General features: G+C 75.5%; 13 protein-coding genes. 8 read left to right on the top strand and 5 right to left on the bottom strand.

Annotated elements, in window-relative coordinates; genetic code table 11:
* The 4 genes from E2C06_RS25405 to E2C06_RS25390 form a co-directional block, all read left to right on the top strand.
* Nucleotides 1-5,955, top strand: a 5,955-nt coding sequence (locus tag E2C06_RS25405; RefSeq protein WP_133291385.1) for an SDR family NAD(P)-dependent oxidoreductase, incomplete at its 5' end; no start/stop codon positions are given.
* Nucleotides 5,952-7,274, top strand: coding sequence for an aminotransferase class I/II-fold pyridoxal phosphate-dependent enzyme (locus tag E2C06_RS25400; protein WP_133291384.1), 1,323 nt, complete (start codon nt 5,952-5,954; stop codon nt 7,272-7,274). The genes E2C06_RS25405 and E2C06_RS25400, both read left to right, overlap by 4 nt.
* 200 nt (nt 7,275-7,474) lie before the next feature.
* A complete protein-coding gene (locus E2C06_RS25395; RefSeq protein WP_133291383.1) occupies nt 7,475-8,269 on the top strand; it encodes a formyltransferase family protein in 795 nt (264 codons plus the stop codon).
* 61 nt (nt 8,270-8,330) lie between these two features.
* On the top strand, nt 8,331-9,581 hold the full coding sequence (locus E2C06_RS25390; protein ID WP_133291382.1) for a capsular polysaccharide export protein, LipB/KpsS family: 1,251 nt from the start codon (nt 8,331-8,333) through the stop codon (nt 9,579-9,581).
* A gap of 365 nt (nt 9,582-9,946) precedes the next feature.
* On the opposite strand, the gene E2C06_RS25385 is transcribed toward E2C06_RS25390, so the two are convergent.
* The 4 genes from E2C06_RS25385 to E2C06_RS25370 form a co-directional block, all read right to left on the bottom strand.
* Entirely contained in the window at nt 9,947-10,216 is a 270-nt protein-coding gene (locus tag E2C06_RS25385) for a hypothetical protein (protein ID WP_206664690.1), read from the bottom strand.
* 172 nt (nt 10,217-10,388) lie between these two features.
* Nucleotides 10,389-10,601 carry a hypothetical protein gene (locus tag E2C06_RS25380; protein WP_133291380.1) on the bottom strand — a complete coding sequence of 71 codons (213 nt, stop codon included), beginning with the start codon at nt 10,599-10,601 and terminating at the stop codon, nt 10,389-10,391.
* Between the two features lie 169 nt (nt 10,602-10,770).
* Nucleotides 10,771-10,983 carry a hypothetical protein gene (locus tag E2C06_RS25375; RefSeq protein WP_133291379.1) on the bottom strand — a complete coding sequence of 71 codons (213 nt, stop codon included), beginning with the start codon at nt 10,981-10,983 and terminating at the stop codon, nt 10,771-10,773.
* 2 nt (nt 10,984-10,985) lie between these two features.
* Complete coding sequence (locus E2C06_RS25370; protein ID WP_133291378.1) at nt 10,986-11,816, bottom strand: aldo/keto reductase; 831 nt, start codon at nt 11,814-11,816, stop codon at nt 10,986-10,988.
* Between the two features lie 36 nt (nt 11,817-11,852).
* Here E2C06_RS25370 and E2C06_RS25365 point away from each other — a divergent pair, with 36 nt between their 5' ends.
* The 4 genes from E2C06_RS25365 to E2C06_RS25350 all read left to right on the top strand — a co-directional run bounded on the left by E2C06_RS25365 (nt 11,853) and on the right by E2C06_RS25350 (nt 14,594).
* Nucleotides 11,853-12,470, top strand: a complete 618-nt coding sequence (locus E2C06_RS25365; RefSeq protein ID WP_133291377.1) for a hypothetical protein — start codon at nt 11,853-11,855, stop codon at nt 12,468-12,470.
* Between the two features lie 4 nt (nt 12,471-12,474).
* A complete protein-coding gene (locus tag E2C06_RS25360; RefSeq protein WP_133291376.1) occupies nt 12,475-13,014 on the top strand; it encodes a sigma-70 family RNA polymerase sigma factor in 540 nt (179 codons plus the stop codon).
* A complete protein-coding gene (locus E2C06_RS25355) occupies nt 13,011-13,715 on the top strand; it encodes an anti-sigma factor (protein ID WP_133291375.1) in 705 nt (234 codons plus the stop codon). Before E2C06_RS25360 ends, E2C06_RS25355 begins: the two co-directional genes overlap by 4 nt.
* A gap of 99 nt (nt 13,716-13,814) precedes the next feature.
* The gene (locus E2C06_RS25350; protein ID WP_133291374.1) at nt 13,815-14,594 is read left to right on the top strand and encodes a DUF4394 domain-containing protein; all 780 of its coding nucleotides are present in this window, start codon (nt 13,815-13,817) and stop codon (nt 14,592-14,594) included.
* 112 nt (nt 14,595-14,706) lie between these two features.
* Here the strand turns inward: E2C06_RS25350 and E2C06_RS25345 are convergent, their stop codons facing one another.
* Nucleotides 14,707-15,633 (bottom strand): BKACE family enzyme, encoded by a 927-nt coding sequence (locus E2C06_RS25345; protein WP_133291373.1) that lies wholly within the window; start codon nt 15,631-15,633, stop codon nt 14,707-14,709.
* Nucleotides 15,634-15,672: the final 39 nt, after the last annotated feature.

Genomic DNA, 15,672 nt, shown 5'->3' with positions numbered 1-15,672 from the left:
CGATCTCTGCTCTCGGCGCGCAGCGCGGCGGGCCTCGCGGCCCTGGCCGGGCGCTGGAAGGCGGCGCTCGCCGCCACGCCGGCCGCCGCCCTGCCGGCGCTTCTGCGCGGCGCGGCCCATGCCCGTGGCCCCTGGCCCCACCGCCTCGCCCTGCGCGGCCGGGATGCCGCGACGCTGGCCACCGGCCTCGGCGAGTGGGAACGGGGCGCCCCGCCGGCAGCCCCTCGCCAAGCCGCCCCGGGCCAGGGCATCGCCTTCGTCTTCAGCGGCAACGGCGCGCCCTTCGCCGGCATGGCGCAGGCGCAACTGGCCGCCAATCCCGCCTTCGCCGCCGGGCTGGCGGCGGCCGATGCGGCGCTCGCCCCGCTGCTCGGCTGGTCCGCCGCCGAGCGCCTGGCGGCCGGCGTGACGGCCGAGTCGCTGGCCGCCAGCGAGGTCGCTCAGCCGCTGCTGTTCGCCGTGCAGCACGGCATCGTCGCGGCGCTGGCCGCGGAGGGCATCCGCCCCGCCCTCTGCCTCGGCCATTCGGTCGGCGAGGTCGCCGCCGCCGCCGCCGCCGGCATGCTGGACCTGGCCGCCGCCGCCCGGCTGATCGTCATCCGCAGCCGCCACCAGGCCGGGACGCGTGGGCAGGGCCGCATGGCCGCGCTCGGCGCCGCGCCGGCGGCGGCGCTGCCGGTGCTGGAAGCGCTCGGCACGATCGACGGGCGGGGGATCGAGATCGCCGCCGTCAACGCGCCCGAAAGCCTGACCGTCGCCGGGCCCGCGGCGCTGCTGGCGCAGCTCGAGGCGGCGGCCGCCGAGCGGCGCTGGAGCTTCCTCGCCCTCGACCTCGACTATGCCTTCCACAGCGCCGCCATGGACGGGCTGCGGGACGGGCTGCTGGCCGACCTCGCCGGCCTCGCCGGCACCGCGCCGCGCGTGCCGCTGGTCTCGACCGTCACCGGCGCGCCGCTCGACCCGGCGGACTGCGGCCCGGCGCATTGGTGGCGCAACCTGCGCGAGCCCGTGCAGTTCCAGGCCGCGGTGCAAGCGGCCGCCGGCCTCGGTCCCTGCCTCTTCCTCGAGATCGGCCCGACCGCGGTGCTGCAGGGCTACCTGCGCGACGGGCTGCGCGCCGCGGCGTCCGAGGCGGCGATCCTGCCGAGCCTGTCGCGCCGCGACCCCGCCGCCGACCCCTTCCCCGGCATCGCCGACCGCGCCTGGATGGCCGGCGCCGATCCGCGCAGCGGCCCCGCCTTCGCCGGCCCCGCGCGGCGCCGCGGCCTGCCGCACACGCCCTTCGACCGCCAGCCCATCTGGTATGCCCGGACCACCGAGGCCGGGCACGCCGTCGCCCCGCTCGAGGACCACCCGCTGCTCGGCTTCCGCCAGGGCGCCGAGCCGGGCCTCTGGTCGCGCCACATCGACACCGCGATGGAGCCCTGGCTGGCCGACCACCGGCTGGCCGGGGAGCCGGTGCTGCCCGCCGCCGCGATGTGGGAGACCGCGCTTGCCGCCGGGCTTGCCCGCCACCCGGACGCGGCGGCGATCGAGCTGCGCGAGGCGGCGATCCATGCCGCCCTGCCGCTCGAGGAAGGCCACGCGCGGGAGCTGCGCGCCCGGCTCGACGGCAGCGGCCACTTCACCCTGGAATCCCGCCGCCGCCTGGCGCCCGAGCCCTGGACCCTGCACCTCGAGGCGACCGTCGCCACCCTGCCGGCGCTGCCGGAGGCCGCGCCGGCCGCGCCGCTGCGCGGCACCCCGCTGGAAGGCGAGGCGATCCGCGCCCTGGCGCAGGAAGCCGGCCTGCACTACGGCCCGGCCTTCGAATCGCTCGACCATGCGGTGATCGAGGGCGCCTCCGGCCGCGCCGCCGTGCGGCTTCGCCGGCCCGAGGCCGCGCCCGCGGATGCCGGCTTCCTGCTGCACCCGGCCCGGCTGGACGGCGCGCTGCAGGGGCTGGTCGGCTTGCTGGCGGAACTGCCCGCCGCTCCCGGCACCGGCCTGGTGCCGGTGCGCGTCGCCCGGCTGGTCTGCCGCACCGGCGCCGGCCCGGCCGCGCATGCCGAGATCCGCCTCGCCAGTCGCGGCGAGCGCAGCGCCGGCGCCGACCTGCTGCTGCGCGACGCCGCCGGCCGCGGCGTGGCGGTGCTGGAGGGCTGCACCCTGCAGCGCATCCGCCTGCCCGGCCGCACCGACCCGGCCGAGGGCGCGTTCCATGTCGAGCTGGTGCCCGCGGCCCCGCTGCCCGGCCAGAACAGCGCCGCCCGGCCGGGACTGGACCCTTGCCTCGAGGCCGCCCGGCAGCAGGACGGGGCGCTCGACCTCGGCGATGCGGCGATCCTGCTGGAAGGCTATTGCGCCGCCGCCGCGCATGCCGCGCTCTCCGCCCCATCCGGCGCTCCCTTGGCCGCCGGCCCACATGCCCGCGCCCTGCTGGAGGAACTGGCCAAGGGCGGCCTCGCCGCGCCGAGCCCGGCCGGCCTCCGCCCGGTGCCGACTCCGGACCTGCCGCCGGCGGTCGAGGTCTGGCGCCAGGTGCTGCTGGAACAGCCCTCGCTCGCCCCCGACCTCGCCTGGGTCGCCCTGGCGGCGGAGCGGCTGCCGCAGGTCCTGGCCGATTGGCAGGGTGCGCCCGATCCCGCGCTGGTCGCCGGCCCGCCAGCGGGCAGCGCCGGCCAGGCGCGGCTCGGCAGTGTGCTGGCCGAGGCGGTCGCCGCCCATGCCGCCGCCTGGCCGCGCGGCCGGCCGCTGCGGGTGCTGGAAGTCGGCGCCGGCCCCGGCCCGCTGACGGCCCGGTTGGCCGCGGCGCTCGCCGCCTCCGGCCGGCATGTCCGCTTCACCGCGGCCGGCCTGCCCGGCCGGCCGGGACCGGCCTCTCCCGGCCCCCTGGCCGGGCTCGACTATGCCGCCGACAGCTGGGACCCGCTGGGGCCCGAGCCGCCGCCGGTCGTCGCCGACCTGGTGGTCGGGCTCGGCCTCGGCGCCCGGCTGCGCGCCGGCGCCCTGCTGCCGGAGGCGCTGCGCCAAGCCGCCGCCCCCGGCGCCGCCCTGCTGCTGGCCGAGCCCTTGCCCGGACCGCTGCTGGATTTCTGCTGCGGCCAGGATACCGCCTGGTGGGCCGCGCCCGGCGGCGCCTCCCCCCTGCCGGGACCGGAGGCCTGGGAGGCCGCGCTTGCCGCTGCCGGCTGGTCGGGGACCCGGACCGTGCCGCTGTCGGCCGCACCCTGGCCGGCGTTGCTGCTGGCCGCCGAGGCGCCGGAAGGGGCCGCGGTGCTGGCAGCCCCGAAGCTGCGGCGCATGGCGGTGTTCGGCGATGCCGCCATGGGCCCGCTGCCGTCGGCCCTGGCCGCGGTGCTGCAGACCCGCGGGGTGACCGTGGTCCGGCACGACCTGGCGGAGGCCGGACGCATCCCGCCCGCCGCGCTGCAGGGCTGCCTGGTGGTGGCCATGGCCGGCGGCGGCGCGGAGCTCGCGGCGACGTTGACCGCGCTCGGCCGGCTGGCCGCGGCGGCGGATGGCGCGGCGCTGGGCTTCCGCCTGGTCACCCGGGGCGGCCGGCAGCCGGACGCCGGCCGCCATGATCCCGCCGCGGCCGCCTGCTTCGCGCTCGGCCGCGTGCTGGCGAACGAGCATCCCGGGCTGAAGCCCCGGCGCATCGACATCGAGCCCGGCCTGTCGCCGGAAGCCGCGGCGCGGCGCTTGGCCGGCGAGCTGCTGGCCGAGGGCGACCAGGAGGCCGAGGTGACGCTGACCCGCGCGGCGCGGCTGGTGCCGCGGCTGCGACCAGGCCTGCCGCCAACCGTGCCGCCGGCCGGCCCGGCGCTGCTGCAGGTCGGCCAGCCCGGCCAGCTCGGCAGCCTGCACTGGGCGCCGCTCGACCTGCCGGCCCCCGGCCCGGGGGAGGTGCTGCTGCGGGTCGAGGCGGCGGGGGTGAATTTCCGCGACCTCATGTGGGCCCAGGGCCTGCTGCCGGAGGAGGCGCTGCTGCCCGGCTTCGCCGGCCCCGGCCTCGGCATGGAATGCGCCGGGGTGGTCGAGGCGGTGGGGAAAGGTACCCCCTTCCGCCCCGGCGACCGGGTCTTCGGCGTCGCCCCGCGGGCGCTGGCGACCCAGGTGCTGACCCGGGCCGAGGCGCTGGCGCGCCTGCCGGAGGGGATCGATCCCGCCGCCGCCGCCACCGTCCCGGTGGCCTTCCTGACCGCGGTGCATGCGCTGGAGGAGCTGGCGCGGATCGAGCCCGGCGAGCGGGTGCTGGTGCATGGCGGCGCCGGGGCGGTCGGCCTCGCCGCGCTGCAGGTGGCGCTGGCCGCCGGCGCCCGGGTCGCCGCCACCGCCGGCACCCCGGCCAGGCGCGCCTTCCTGCGCGCCGCCGGCGCCGAGCTGGTGCTCGACAGCCGCGATGCCGGCTTCGCCGATGCGCTGCGTGCCGAATGGCCGGAGGGCGTCGACGTGGTGCTGAACTCGCTGGCCGGCGAGGCGATGGAACGCTCCATGGCCCTGCTCCGCCCCTTCGGCCGGTTCCTCGAGCTCGGCAAGCGCGACTTCGCCGAGAACCGCCGCGTCGCGCTGCGGCCGATGCGGCGCAACGTCACCTGGTTCGCGGTGGACGTGGACGAGCTGCCGCGGGCCCGGCCGGCGGTCGCGGCGCGGCTGCTGCGCTCGATCGCCGAACGGCTGGGCGAGGGCAGCTTCCGGCCGCTGCCGGCCACCGAATACGCCGCGACCGAGGTCGAGGCCGCCTTCCGCACCCTGCAGGCGAGCGGCCATATCGGCAAGCTGGTGGTCCGCCCGCCGCCGCCGGCCGCCGCGCCGCTGCGGCTGCCGGCGCTGCAGCAGGCGGCGCGCGGCACCGTGCTGGTCATCGGCGGCACGCAGGGCTTCGGCCTCGCCGCCGCGCGCTGGCTGGCCGGCCAGGGGGTGCGGCACCTCGCGCTGCTGTCGCGCCGCGGCGCGGCGACGCCGGGGGCCGAGGCGGCGGTTCGCGACCTGGCGGCGCAGGGCGCCACCGCCACCCTGATCGCCTGCGACGCCACGGATGCGGCGGCGCTCGGCCGGGCGCTGCAGGGGATCCGCGCCTCGCTGCCGCCGCTGCGCGGCGTGGTGCAGGCCGCCGCCGCGATGGCCGATGGCGCCGCCGCCGCGCTGGATGCGCCGCGGGTCGCGCGCGTCCTCGCCGCCAAGCTGGCGGTGGCGGAGAACCTCGACGCGCTGACTGCCGAGGACAACCTCGCGCTCTTCCTGATGTTCGGCTCGGCCACGGTCACCGTCGGCAATCCGGGCCAGGCCGCCTATGTCGCCGCCAATGCGGGGCTGGAGGCGCTGGCGCGCCGGCGCCGCGCCGCCGGTCGGCCGGCCCTGGTCGTCGCCTGGGGCCCGATCGCCGATGCCGGGATGCTGGCCGGGGATGCCGCGACGGCGCAGATCCTCCGCCGCCGGCTCGGCGCCGCGCCGCTGCCGGCCGAGGCGGCGCTGGCCGCCCTGCCGGTGCTGCTGGAGGCCGGCCCGGCGGTGATGGGCCATGCGCGCCTGGCCTGGGGCGAGGCGCGGGCGGCGCTCGCGGTGCTGGCCGAGCCCTGCTTCGAAGCGGTGCGCAGCACGGCGCCCCCGGCCGGCGACGGTGCCGACCTGCGCGCCTGGCTGCGCGAGGCATCGGAGACCGCGGCGCTGGGCCTGCTGCGGGAGGCGCTGGCGGCCGAGCTCGGCCGCATCCTGCGGCTGCCCCCCGCCGCGGTGCCGCTGGAGGCGCCGCTCGCCGGGCTCGGCCTCGACAGCCTGGGCGGCATGGAATTGCGGCTGGGGCTGGAGCAGCGGCTGGGCATGCCGGTGCCGCTCTCCGCGGTGACCGATACCCTGACCGTGGACAGCCTGGCGCGGCGGCTGGCCGAGGCGCTGCGCGGCGCGCCGGCGCCGGAGGAGACGGCGGTCGCGGCGCTGGTGGCGGCGCATGAACCGGTGGTGCGGGCGGCATGACCCAGGGCTTCGGCCTGTCCGCCAGCGCCCGTGCCGCGCTGCTGCAGCGCCTGTCGCGCCGGCGTGGGGGTGAGGAGGCGCCCGGCCCGGCCGAGAGCCCGGGCCGCGACCTGACAACCCTGCCCGGCCTGCGCGACATCGAGATGGTGCGGGAGGCGGGCGAGGCGCTCGGCCTGGAGAGCCCCTTCTTCCGCCCGCATGAGGGCGTCGCCGGCGCAAGGACGGTGATCGGCGGGCGGCCCTACGTGAACTTCGCCTCCTACAACTATCTCGGGCTGAACGGCGACCCGCGCATAGCCGCCGCGGCCAAGGCGGCGATCGACCGGCACGGCGTCTCCGCCTCCGCCTCCCGCCTCGCATCCGGCGAGCGGCCGGTGCATGGGGAGTTGGAGGCGGCGCTGGCGGCGAACTACGAGGCCGAGGCCTGCCTTGCCTTCGTCAGCGGCCATGCGACCAATGTCACCGTCATCGGCCAGCTGCTGGGGCCGCGCGACCTGGTGCTGCACGACCAGCTCATCCACAACAGCGTCGCCGAGGGGGCGCGGCTGTCGGGCGCGCGGCGGATCGCCTTCCCGCACAACGACTGGCGGGCGGCGGAGCGGGAGCTGGCGGCGCACCGGCGCCGGCATGGCCGGGCGCTGCTGGTGCTGGAAGGCCACTACAGCATGGATGGCGACGCGCCCGAGCTGGCGCCCTTCGCCGAGCTGGCCCGGCGGCACGACGCGTTGCTGATGGTGGACGAGGCGCATGCGCTCGGCGTGCTCGGCGCCACCGGGCGCGGCAGCTTCGAGCAATCCGGCGTGGCTCCGGCCGCGGTCGATATCTGGATGGGCACGCTGTCGAAGACGCTGTCGGCCTGCGGCGGCTACATCGCCGGCCGCCGGCCGCTGGTGGACCTGCTGCGGCATTCGGCGCCGGGCTTCGTCTATTCCGTCGGCCTGGCACCGCCGCTGGCGGCCGCGGCGCTGGAATCGCTGGCGGTGATGCAGGCGGAGCCATGGCGGGTGGAGCGCCTGCAGGCGAATGCGGCGCTGTTCCTGGCGCTGGCGCGGGAAGCCGGTTTCGATACCGGCGGCTCGGTGGGCCTCGGGATCGTCCCGGTGATCCTCGGCAGCTCGGTCGCCGCGGCGCGGATGGCGGCGGCGCTGTTCGAGGCCGGGGTGAACGTCCAGCCGATCCTGTTTCCCGTGGTGCCGGAGCGCGCGGCGCGGCTCCGCTTCTTCCTCTCGGCCGAGCACGATGCGGCGGAGATCCGCGCGACGGTCGCGGCGATGGCGGCGGCGCGGGACGGGCGGCGCCGGCGCGGGTGGCCTGAATAGCGCGGGATGCGGCGCAGCAGGGCCGGGGGAGAAGGTATTCTCCCTCAGACCCCCTCATCTGTTTCTGTGGGTCGGCAGCCGACGCGCGGCGCGCGCCAGACCCACAAAAAGGAAGGGTGGGCTTTGGAGAGGGGATAGTTTTTCCTCCCCAGCCTTGCCCTTCCGCTGACCGCCATCGGGCCCGGCAAGGCCGCTGACCCGTGCGCATCGCACTCTTTACGCTGGAGGCCGCGCCTAGCGCCGAGGCCGTCGCCCGCTTCCTCGGCCGGCACGCCGCGCAGGTGGTGCTGATCGGCCGGTCCGATCCCTTCCGGCCCGGCGCCGGCGGGCCCTTGCGGCAGGGCTGGCGGCACCTGCGGCGCTCCGGGCCGCGGCTGCTGCCCTTCCTGCTCGCCAACTACAGCCTGCCCCGGCTGCGGCCGGGGCCGACGCGGCTGGCCCGGCTCGCCGCCTTGCACGGCATCCCGCTGCACGAGGTGCAGGACGTGAACGGGCCGGAGACGGCGGCGGCGCTCCGCGCGGCGCGGCCCGACCTCATCCTCTCCTGCCATTTCGATCAGATCTTCTCGGCCGATACCCTGGCCCTGGCGCCGCGCGGCGGGATCAACCTGCACCCCTCCCTGCTGCCGCACCATCGCGGGCCGGTGCCGACGATCTGGGCCCTGGCCGAGGAAGCGCCGCGCTTCGGCGTGACCATCCACCGGCTGGTACCGCGCATCGATGCCGGCGGCATCCTCGGGCAGCGCGAGGTGGCACTGCCCGCCGGCAGCACCGCCAGCGCCGCCGCCCGGGCGCTGCACCTGGCCGGCGTGCCGCTTCTGGCCGAGGTGCTGGCAGCGCTCGAGGCCGGGACGGCAGGGGAGACCGCGCCCGGCCTGCTGCCCTATTGCCCCTTCCCCACCCCGGCCCTGCTGCGCGGGATCGCGGCGCGCGGCCAGCGCCTGATGGAGGCGGCCGACCTGCGGGCGGCCTGGGCCAGCCTTTCGGCGCCTTGACCGGCACGGCGGCCACCACCAATCAACAAATCCTGAAGGCGCGCCGGACCATACATCACGCATGCCGTTCCTCCCGCCCGCGCCGCCGCGCCGGTTCCTCTTCCTGCAGGGCCCGATAAGCCCCTTCTTCGCCGAGCTCGCCGCCGGGTTGCGGGCGCATGGCCATGCGACGCGGCGAATCAACCTCTGCCTCGGTGACCGGCTGTTCTGGCAGGGCGGCGAGGCGACCGACTATCGCGGCCGGGCCGAGGACTGGCCGGACTTCGTCGCCGGCTTCCTGGAGCGGGAACGCATCACCGACCTCGTCCTGCTCGGCGAGCAGCGGCCCTACCACAAGGCGGCCATCGCCGCGGCCCGGGCGCGCGGCGTGGCGGTGACGGTGACCGACTACGGCTATCTCCGCCCCGACTGGATCGTGCTGGAACGCGACGGCATGGGCGCCGAGAGCCGCTTCCCGCGCGACCCCGCCGCCATCCTGGCGCTGGCCGAGGTCTGCCCGGAACCCGACCTGACGCAGCGCCACGCCGACGACTTCGCGCTGCAGGCCCGCTGGGACGTGACCCACCATCTGGCCTCGCTGCTGCCCTGGCCCTTCCCGCATTACCGCAGCTACCTGCTGCACCACCCGATCGCGGCCTATCTCGGCACCGGGCTGCGGCTGCTGCGGCGGCGGGCGGAGACCGCGCGGGCGGCGGCGGCGCTGGCCGCACTGGCGCCGCGCGGGCCGCTCTGGCTCTTCGCCATGCAGATGGAGAACGACTACTCCATCCGCGCCTATTCCGACTTCCCCGACAACGACGCCGCGCTCCGCCTGGTGCTGGCCAGCTTCGCCCGCGGCGCGCCGGCCGATGCGCGGCTGCTGGTGAAGGTGCACCCGCTGGACCCCGGGCTGAAGCGCTGGGGCGCCCGGCTGGCCCGGCTGGCGGCGGAGGCCGGGGTCGCCGGCCGGGTGCACCTGCTGGACGGCGCGCTCCCGGCCGATCCGGTGATCCTCGGCTGCCGCGGCGTGGTCACCATCAACAGCACGCTGGCGGTGCAGGCGATCGTGCTGGGCCGGCCGGTGCTGGCGCTGGGGCGGGCGATCTACCAGGTGCCGGGCCTCGCCTGGCAGGGAACGGTGGACGCGTTCTGGCAGCAGGCGCCGCCGCCCGACCCGCTGCTGGCGGCGGCCTTCCTGCGCGGCATCGCCGCCTGCCTGCATGTCCGCGGCCGGTTCTACGGCCGGCCCGGGCTGGACGTGGCGGTGGCCGGGGCCTTGCGGCGGCTGCACCTGAACTTGGTCAACCAGCCGCTGCCGGACCTGCCGGGGTGAGCCGCCGCCCTGCCAGCTGGGTCGGTGCCTGGACGGCGCCCCTGGTGCCGCCAAGAAGCAGAGGCGGCGCGCCGGACATCGGGTCCGGCTTCCGGGGATCCTCGCCCGCGCAACGCGATCGGGCACGGGCGTGCAAGCCTGGAAGCATGGATCCGCGCCGAAGGCAGCGAAGTACGGCGGTTCACGTTCGAACGCGAACCGCCGGGGAACGGTAGGGGGACGCCACCCCAAGGACCCGGGGCTGCGGGCCCGGGCGAAGGCGGTGGCACTCCGCAGTGCGACCGCAGAGCCGGGCCGGCCGGCGTCAGCCCCGCCGGCCGAGTGGTGATGCGGCCCGCACAGGGCCGGCGCGGCCGCCGCTCAGATCAGGCGAACCACTGATGGTACAGCGCGCCGTCGGTGCCGCGCGCGAAGACGTCGAGCCGGTTGGGCGCCCAGGACACGACCTCCGGGTCGGAGGTCAGGACGCCGCCCTGCGGCTCCCAGCCGGACCAGGACTGGCCGTCCCACCACTTGTGGTACAGCCCGGCATCCGTCCCGCGCACGAAGATGTCGAGGCGGTTTGCACTCCAAGCTTCAGCGTCCGGGTCCGACGTCAGCACGCCGCCCAGCGATTCCCATCCGGACCAAGCCATAATGACCTCCTCTGGATGCTGCCAGCCGTAATATTCCATTCTTAAAATATGCGGATACCGGGCGGAGGCTGGCCGACCGCGCCAGGTCGCGGCCCGGGCTGATCACACGACCTGGATCGCGTACCGGCCCGGACAGTAAAAGAGGTATAATTTCCAGATCAGGCCAACACTGTCATTCTGTTAATTTCACCTTTATTTGTGAGTGAAGTACTGTTCCTGTTCCTTCCGTGGCGAATGAGGAAAGCGACAGCGGCGAGACAGCCCAGTTGGCGATATCAGCCAGTTCCGGCCACTGTTTCTCAGGAAATTCCGATGGAGCCGGCTGCCCGCCGTCGTCGCCCGAAGCGATCCCTTGGCTCGGTCGGTACAGGTTGGCTTCGCGCACCGTTCCGCCGGGAGCAAGCCTGCCCGCACGGCCGCTGGCAGTGCATGAGGTCCTGCGGCGGCTTCCGCTCAGGCGTGAACGCGCCGCCGCTCGCCCGCCAGCAGGACCGGCCGCCCGATCCCGATCCCGGCCCTGCCGGAGCCCGTTCGCCAGGCCCGGCCGCGCCGGCCTACTGGTCGAAGCCACGGCGCTGGCTGAACCGCATCAGCCAGACCAGCAGCCCGGTGATGCCGAGCGTGAAGAAGGCCCCCAGCAGCAGCGCCACCACGCCATGGAAGCCGATCTCGGTTCCCGCCACCGCATGCCAGCCGGTCCAGGCGGCATAGCCGGCCAGGCCGAGCAGGAGCAGCAGCAGGCCGATGGTGGCCCAGCGCGGCAGCATGGCTACAGCATCGCCAGCCCGCGCTTGCGTCTCGGCGGCGGGAAGGCGGCGTCCAGCTCCGCCATGTCCTCCGCCGTCAGCCGCAGGTCACGGGCCGCGGCATTCTGCCTGACATGCGCGGGATCGGCCGATTTCGGGATGCTGATCACCCCTGGCCCGCGCAGCGTCCAGGCCAGCGCCGCCTGGGCCGGCGTCACCCCGTGCCGCGCCGCCACCCGCGTCAGCGCCGCGTCGCGGAGCAGCGCCCCGCCCTGCCCGACCGGCGAATAGGCCATCACCGGCATGCCCCGCTGCCGGCAGAAGGGCAGCAGGTCGTACTCCACCCCCCGCGCCTGCAGGTTGTAGAGCACCTGGTCTGCGGCGCAGTCGGCCAGCGCCGGGCCGAGCTCCTCCAGGTCCTCCACGTCGAGGTTGGAAACGCCCCAGCGGCGGATCTTTCCGGCCGCGCGCATCCGCTCCATCGCCTCAACCGTATCCCTGAGCGGGATGGAGCCTCGCCAGTGCAGCAGATAGAGATCGAGCGCCTCCACCCGCAGCCGCCGCAGGCTGCGGTCCAGCGCCGCCTCCAGCTTCCGGCCGCCGGCATTGTGCGGATAAACCTTGGAGACGAGGAAGACCTCCTTCCGCCGTCCGGCGATCGCCTCGGCCACCACCTCCTCGGCGCCGCCCTCGGCATACATCTCGGCGGTGTCGATCAGCGTCATCCCGAGGTCGAGACCGAGTCGCAGCGCCGCCGCCTCCCGCGCCCGGTCCGAGCCGCGCTCCCCCATATGCCAGGTGCCCTGGCCGAGCGCCGGGACCTCCGTGCCATCCGGCAACCGCACAAGCGTCATTCCGCCATCTCCCGTCCTGCCGGTATCATCCCGCCCATGCCCCGCACCGCAAGCCTCGCCCTGCTTCCCCTCGCCGCCCTGCTGCCGAGCCTGGCCCTGGCCCAGCCGGACCAGGACATCGGCAGTTGGCGCCTCGCCTGCCTCCAGGACCGGATGACCGACCGGGCCGCCTGCACGCTCCGCCACCGCGACTGGGTGGAGAAGCCGAGCGCCGGCACGCCCGGCCTGGCGCTCGAGGTCATCGACCGGCGTGGCCGCCTGATTCCCGCGGTGACCGCACGCGAGCTGACGATCGAGGGCGCCTCGCGCGGGCTGCTGGCGCTGACCGGCACGGCGCAGCTCCGCTTCCCGCCCAACAAGCTGTTCGAGATGCCCTGCGGATTGGAAGGCCGCAGCGTGGTCTGCGCCCCGCGGCCGGAGGATGCGGCGCGGGCCGAGCAGGAATTGCTCGCCGCCGACCGCGCCCTGGTCCGCATCGTCGGCGGCACCGGCCAGAGCAGCACGGCCGAGCCCGCCGAACTGCGCCTGGCCGGCACGAAAGACGCCCTGGCCCGCTTCGCGCGGGAGGCCCCGCCCGATGCGGCGCGCGAACCCGACGGGCTGGACGGGCGCGAGATGCTGCAGCGGCTTTTCCGCTTCTTCGGGACGAACTGAGCGCATGCGGACCGAACCCACGCTGGCCACGCTGCTGGTCTCGGTTGCCGGCGGCGACCGGGGCGCGCTGCGCTCGGTCTACGACCGGCAATCGGTGCGGCTCTTCGGCGTCGCCAATGCCATCCTGCGGGACCGTGACGCGGCGGCGGATGCGCTGCAGGACGCGTTCCTCAGGGTCAGCGAGCGGGCCGGCCAGTTCGACGCCTCGCGCGGCGAGGCCTCGGCCTGGCTGGCCGGCATCGTGCGCCATGCGGCGCTCGACCTGGCCCGCAAGCGCGGCCGCGAATTGCCCTCCGACGACCCGGCGCTGGGCGACATCCCCGTGGCGCCCGAGGCGCTGGAGGCGGTGGCGGCCACCGCCGAGGGCCGCCGGCTGCGCGACTGCCTGGCCGCACTGGACGAGAAGAACCGGCGGGGGATCCTGCTGGCCTTCGTGCACGGCCTGTCGCACGCCCAGGTGGCGGCGCGGCTGGAACTGCCGCTCGGCACGGTGAAGGCCTGGATCCGCCGCGGGTTGCTGCAATTGCGGGAGTGCCTGGCATGATCCCGACCGACCCGCAGGAGCGCGAGGCGCTGGCCGGCGAATACGTGCTGGGCACCCTGGATGCGCGGCTGGCGGCGGAGGTGGCGGCGGCCCTGCCCAGCAACATCGCGCTGCGCGAGGTGGTCGCGGCCTGGGAGGCGAGGCTGGCGCCGCTGACCGCCCTCGCCGCGCCGGAAGCGCCGCCGCCCGACCTTTGGCGCAAGATCGAGGCGGCGCTGCCCGGGGCGGCGCCGGACGAGGCGCCCGAACCCCGGCCGGGCTTCGGCGCCCGGTGGGGACGGCTGTGGCAGGGCTGGGCGATCGGCGCGAGCGCGGTGGCGGCGGGCCTCGCCGGCTTCATCCTGCTGCAGCCGGACCCGCCGCCCCGGCTGATGACCGTGCTGCTGACCAGCGGCGACCAGCCGGCCTGGGTGGTGGAGGCGCAGCGCGGCGGCGCGCTGCGCCTTGCCTCGCTCAACCCGCAGCCGGTGGACGCCGACCGGGTGCTGCAGCTGTGGGCGCTGCCGCAGGGGGCGACGGCGCCGACCTCGCTCGGGCTGATCCCCGCCGCGGGGGAGGTGACGGTCACGCCGGAGACGCTGCGGCCGCAGCCGGGGATGCTGATCGAGATCAGCCTGGAGCCGCCGGGCGGGTCCACCACCGGCCGGCCGACCGGGCCGGTGCTGTTCATCGGCCGGCTGAGCGCGGCCGGGAACAGTTGATCGCGCGCGTGTGACGCTCCTGCCGCATCCGCTGGCGCTGCCGCTCCGTAACGCCGGCAACGGGGCCGAGCCGGTTCCGTCCGCTGAACGGAGAACCCCATGCTTCGCACCTGCCTGCTCGCCGGCGCCGCCACCCTCGCGCTCGGCGCCACCGCCAGCGCCGCCACGCTGGTCGGCCTGACCGCCGACAACCACTTGGTCCGCATCGACAGCGAGACGCGCCGCGCCATGCCGGCGGTGAGGGTCAGCGGCACCGGGGGGCGGCTGCTCGGCATCGACGTGCGGCCGGCGGACGGCAAGCTCTATGGGCTGACCGATGCGGGGCAGATCGTGACCATCGATGCGATGACCGGGCGCGCCATGCCGGTGAGCAAGCTCAGCGAGGCCTTCGAGAGCGGCGGCCGCGCCACCATCGACTTCAACCCGGTCGCCGACCGCATGCGGGTGATGGGGATGACCGGCACGAACCTGCGGGTGAACGTCGAGACCGGCGCGGCGACGAAGGACGGCACGCTGAAGTATGCCGCGGGTGGCCCAATGGCCGAGACCACGCCGCGCATCGTCGCCGGCGCCTATACCAACAGCATGGCCGGCACGAAGGAGACCATGCTCTTCACCGTGGACTCGCTGTCCCGCACGCTGAACCTGCAGGCGCCGCCGAACGACGGCGTGCAGCAGCCGAAGGGCGAGATCGCCGCCAGCCTGCCGGCCGGCGTCGCCTTCGACATCCTGTCGGACGGCGCGGGCGGCAATGCCGCGTACCTGCTGGCCGGCAATGCGCTGCACAAGGTCGACCTGGCCTCGGGCAAGGCGCTGCCGGGCATGATGGTGACCGGCCTGCCACAGGCCGAGGTGATCGACATCGCGGCGATGAAGTAGCCGCGCCGCCGGCTGTCCGGCCGCGCGCGGCGAATCCTCCCTTCGCGTCGCGCACGGGGCCGGGCGGCAGGGCGGGGCGGCTGCCGCATGCGGCCGCCCCGCCTGCCTCGTTTCAGAATTTCACGCGGTCGCCGCCCTTCAGCGCCAGCATCTGCCGTGCCTCGGCGGGCGTGGCGATCTCGAGGCTGAGGTCCTCGAGGATGCGGCGGATCTTCGCCACCTGCTCGGCATTGCTCTTGGCCTGAACGCCCTTGCCGAGCCAGAGCGAATCCTCGAGGCCCACGCGCACGTTGCCGCCGAGGATGCCGGCCATGGTGGTGAAGGGCATCTGGTTGCGCCCTGCCGCCAGCACCGACCAGACATAATCCTTGCCGAAGAGCCTGTCGGCCGTCTCCCGCATGAAGAGCAGGTTGCGGTGCTCGGCGCCGAGCCCGCCCAGGATGCCGAAGATGGTCTGGGTGAAGAGCGGCGGCTCGACGATCTTCCTGTCCAGCATGTGCGCCAGATTGTACAGGTGGCCGACGTCGTAGCACTCGAACTCGAACTTCGTGCCGTGGCCCTTGCCGAGCTTCTCGACGATCTGCTCGATATCCTTGAAGGTGTTGCGGAAAATGAAGTCCGTCGTGCCTTCCAGGTAGGGCCGCTCCCACTCGTACTTGAACTTCGGCACCCGGGCGGCGCTGCCCGAGATGTTGAAGTTCATGCTCCCCATGTTGAGCGAGCACATCTCGGGGCTGGCCTGCAGCGGCGCCGCCAGCCGCTCGTCCACCGTCATGCCGAGCCCGCCGCCGGTGGTGATGTTGATCACCGCATCCGTGGACTGCTTGATGACCGGCAGGAACTGCATGAACACCGCCGGGTCCGGCGTCGGGCGGCCGTCGTTCGGATCGCGGGCGTGCAGGTGGATGATGGCGGCGCCGGCCTCGGCCGCGGCGATCGACTGCTCGGCAATCTCGGCCGGGGTGATGGGCAGGTAGTCCGACATGCTGGGCGTGTGGATCGCCCCGGTGACGGCGACGCTGATGATGACCTTGGCCATGGCCGGCTTCCTCCGCTTCAGGGCGGGGAATCTGCCCCG

It is taken from the genome of Dankookia rubra (genome assembly GCF_004355005.1).
GTDB lineage: Bacteria > Pseudomonadota > Alphaproteobacteria > Acetobacterales > Acetobacteraceae > Paracraurococcus > Paracraurococcus ruber_A.
This window is presented reverse-complemented; position numbering and strand designations above follow the sequence as displayed.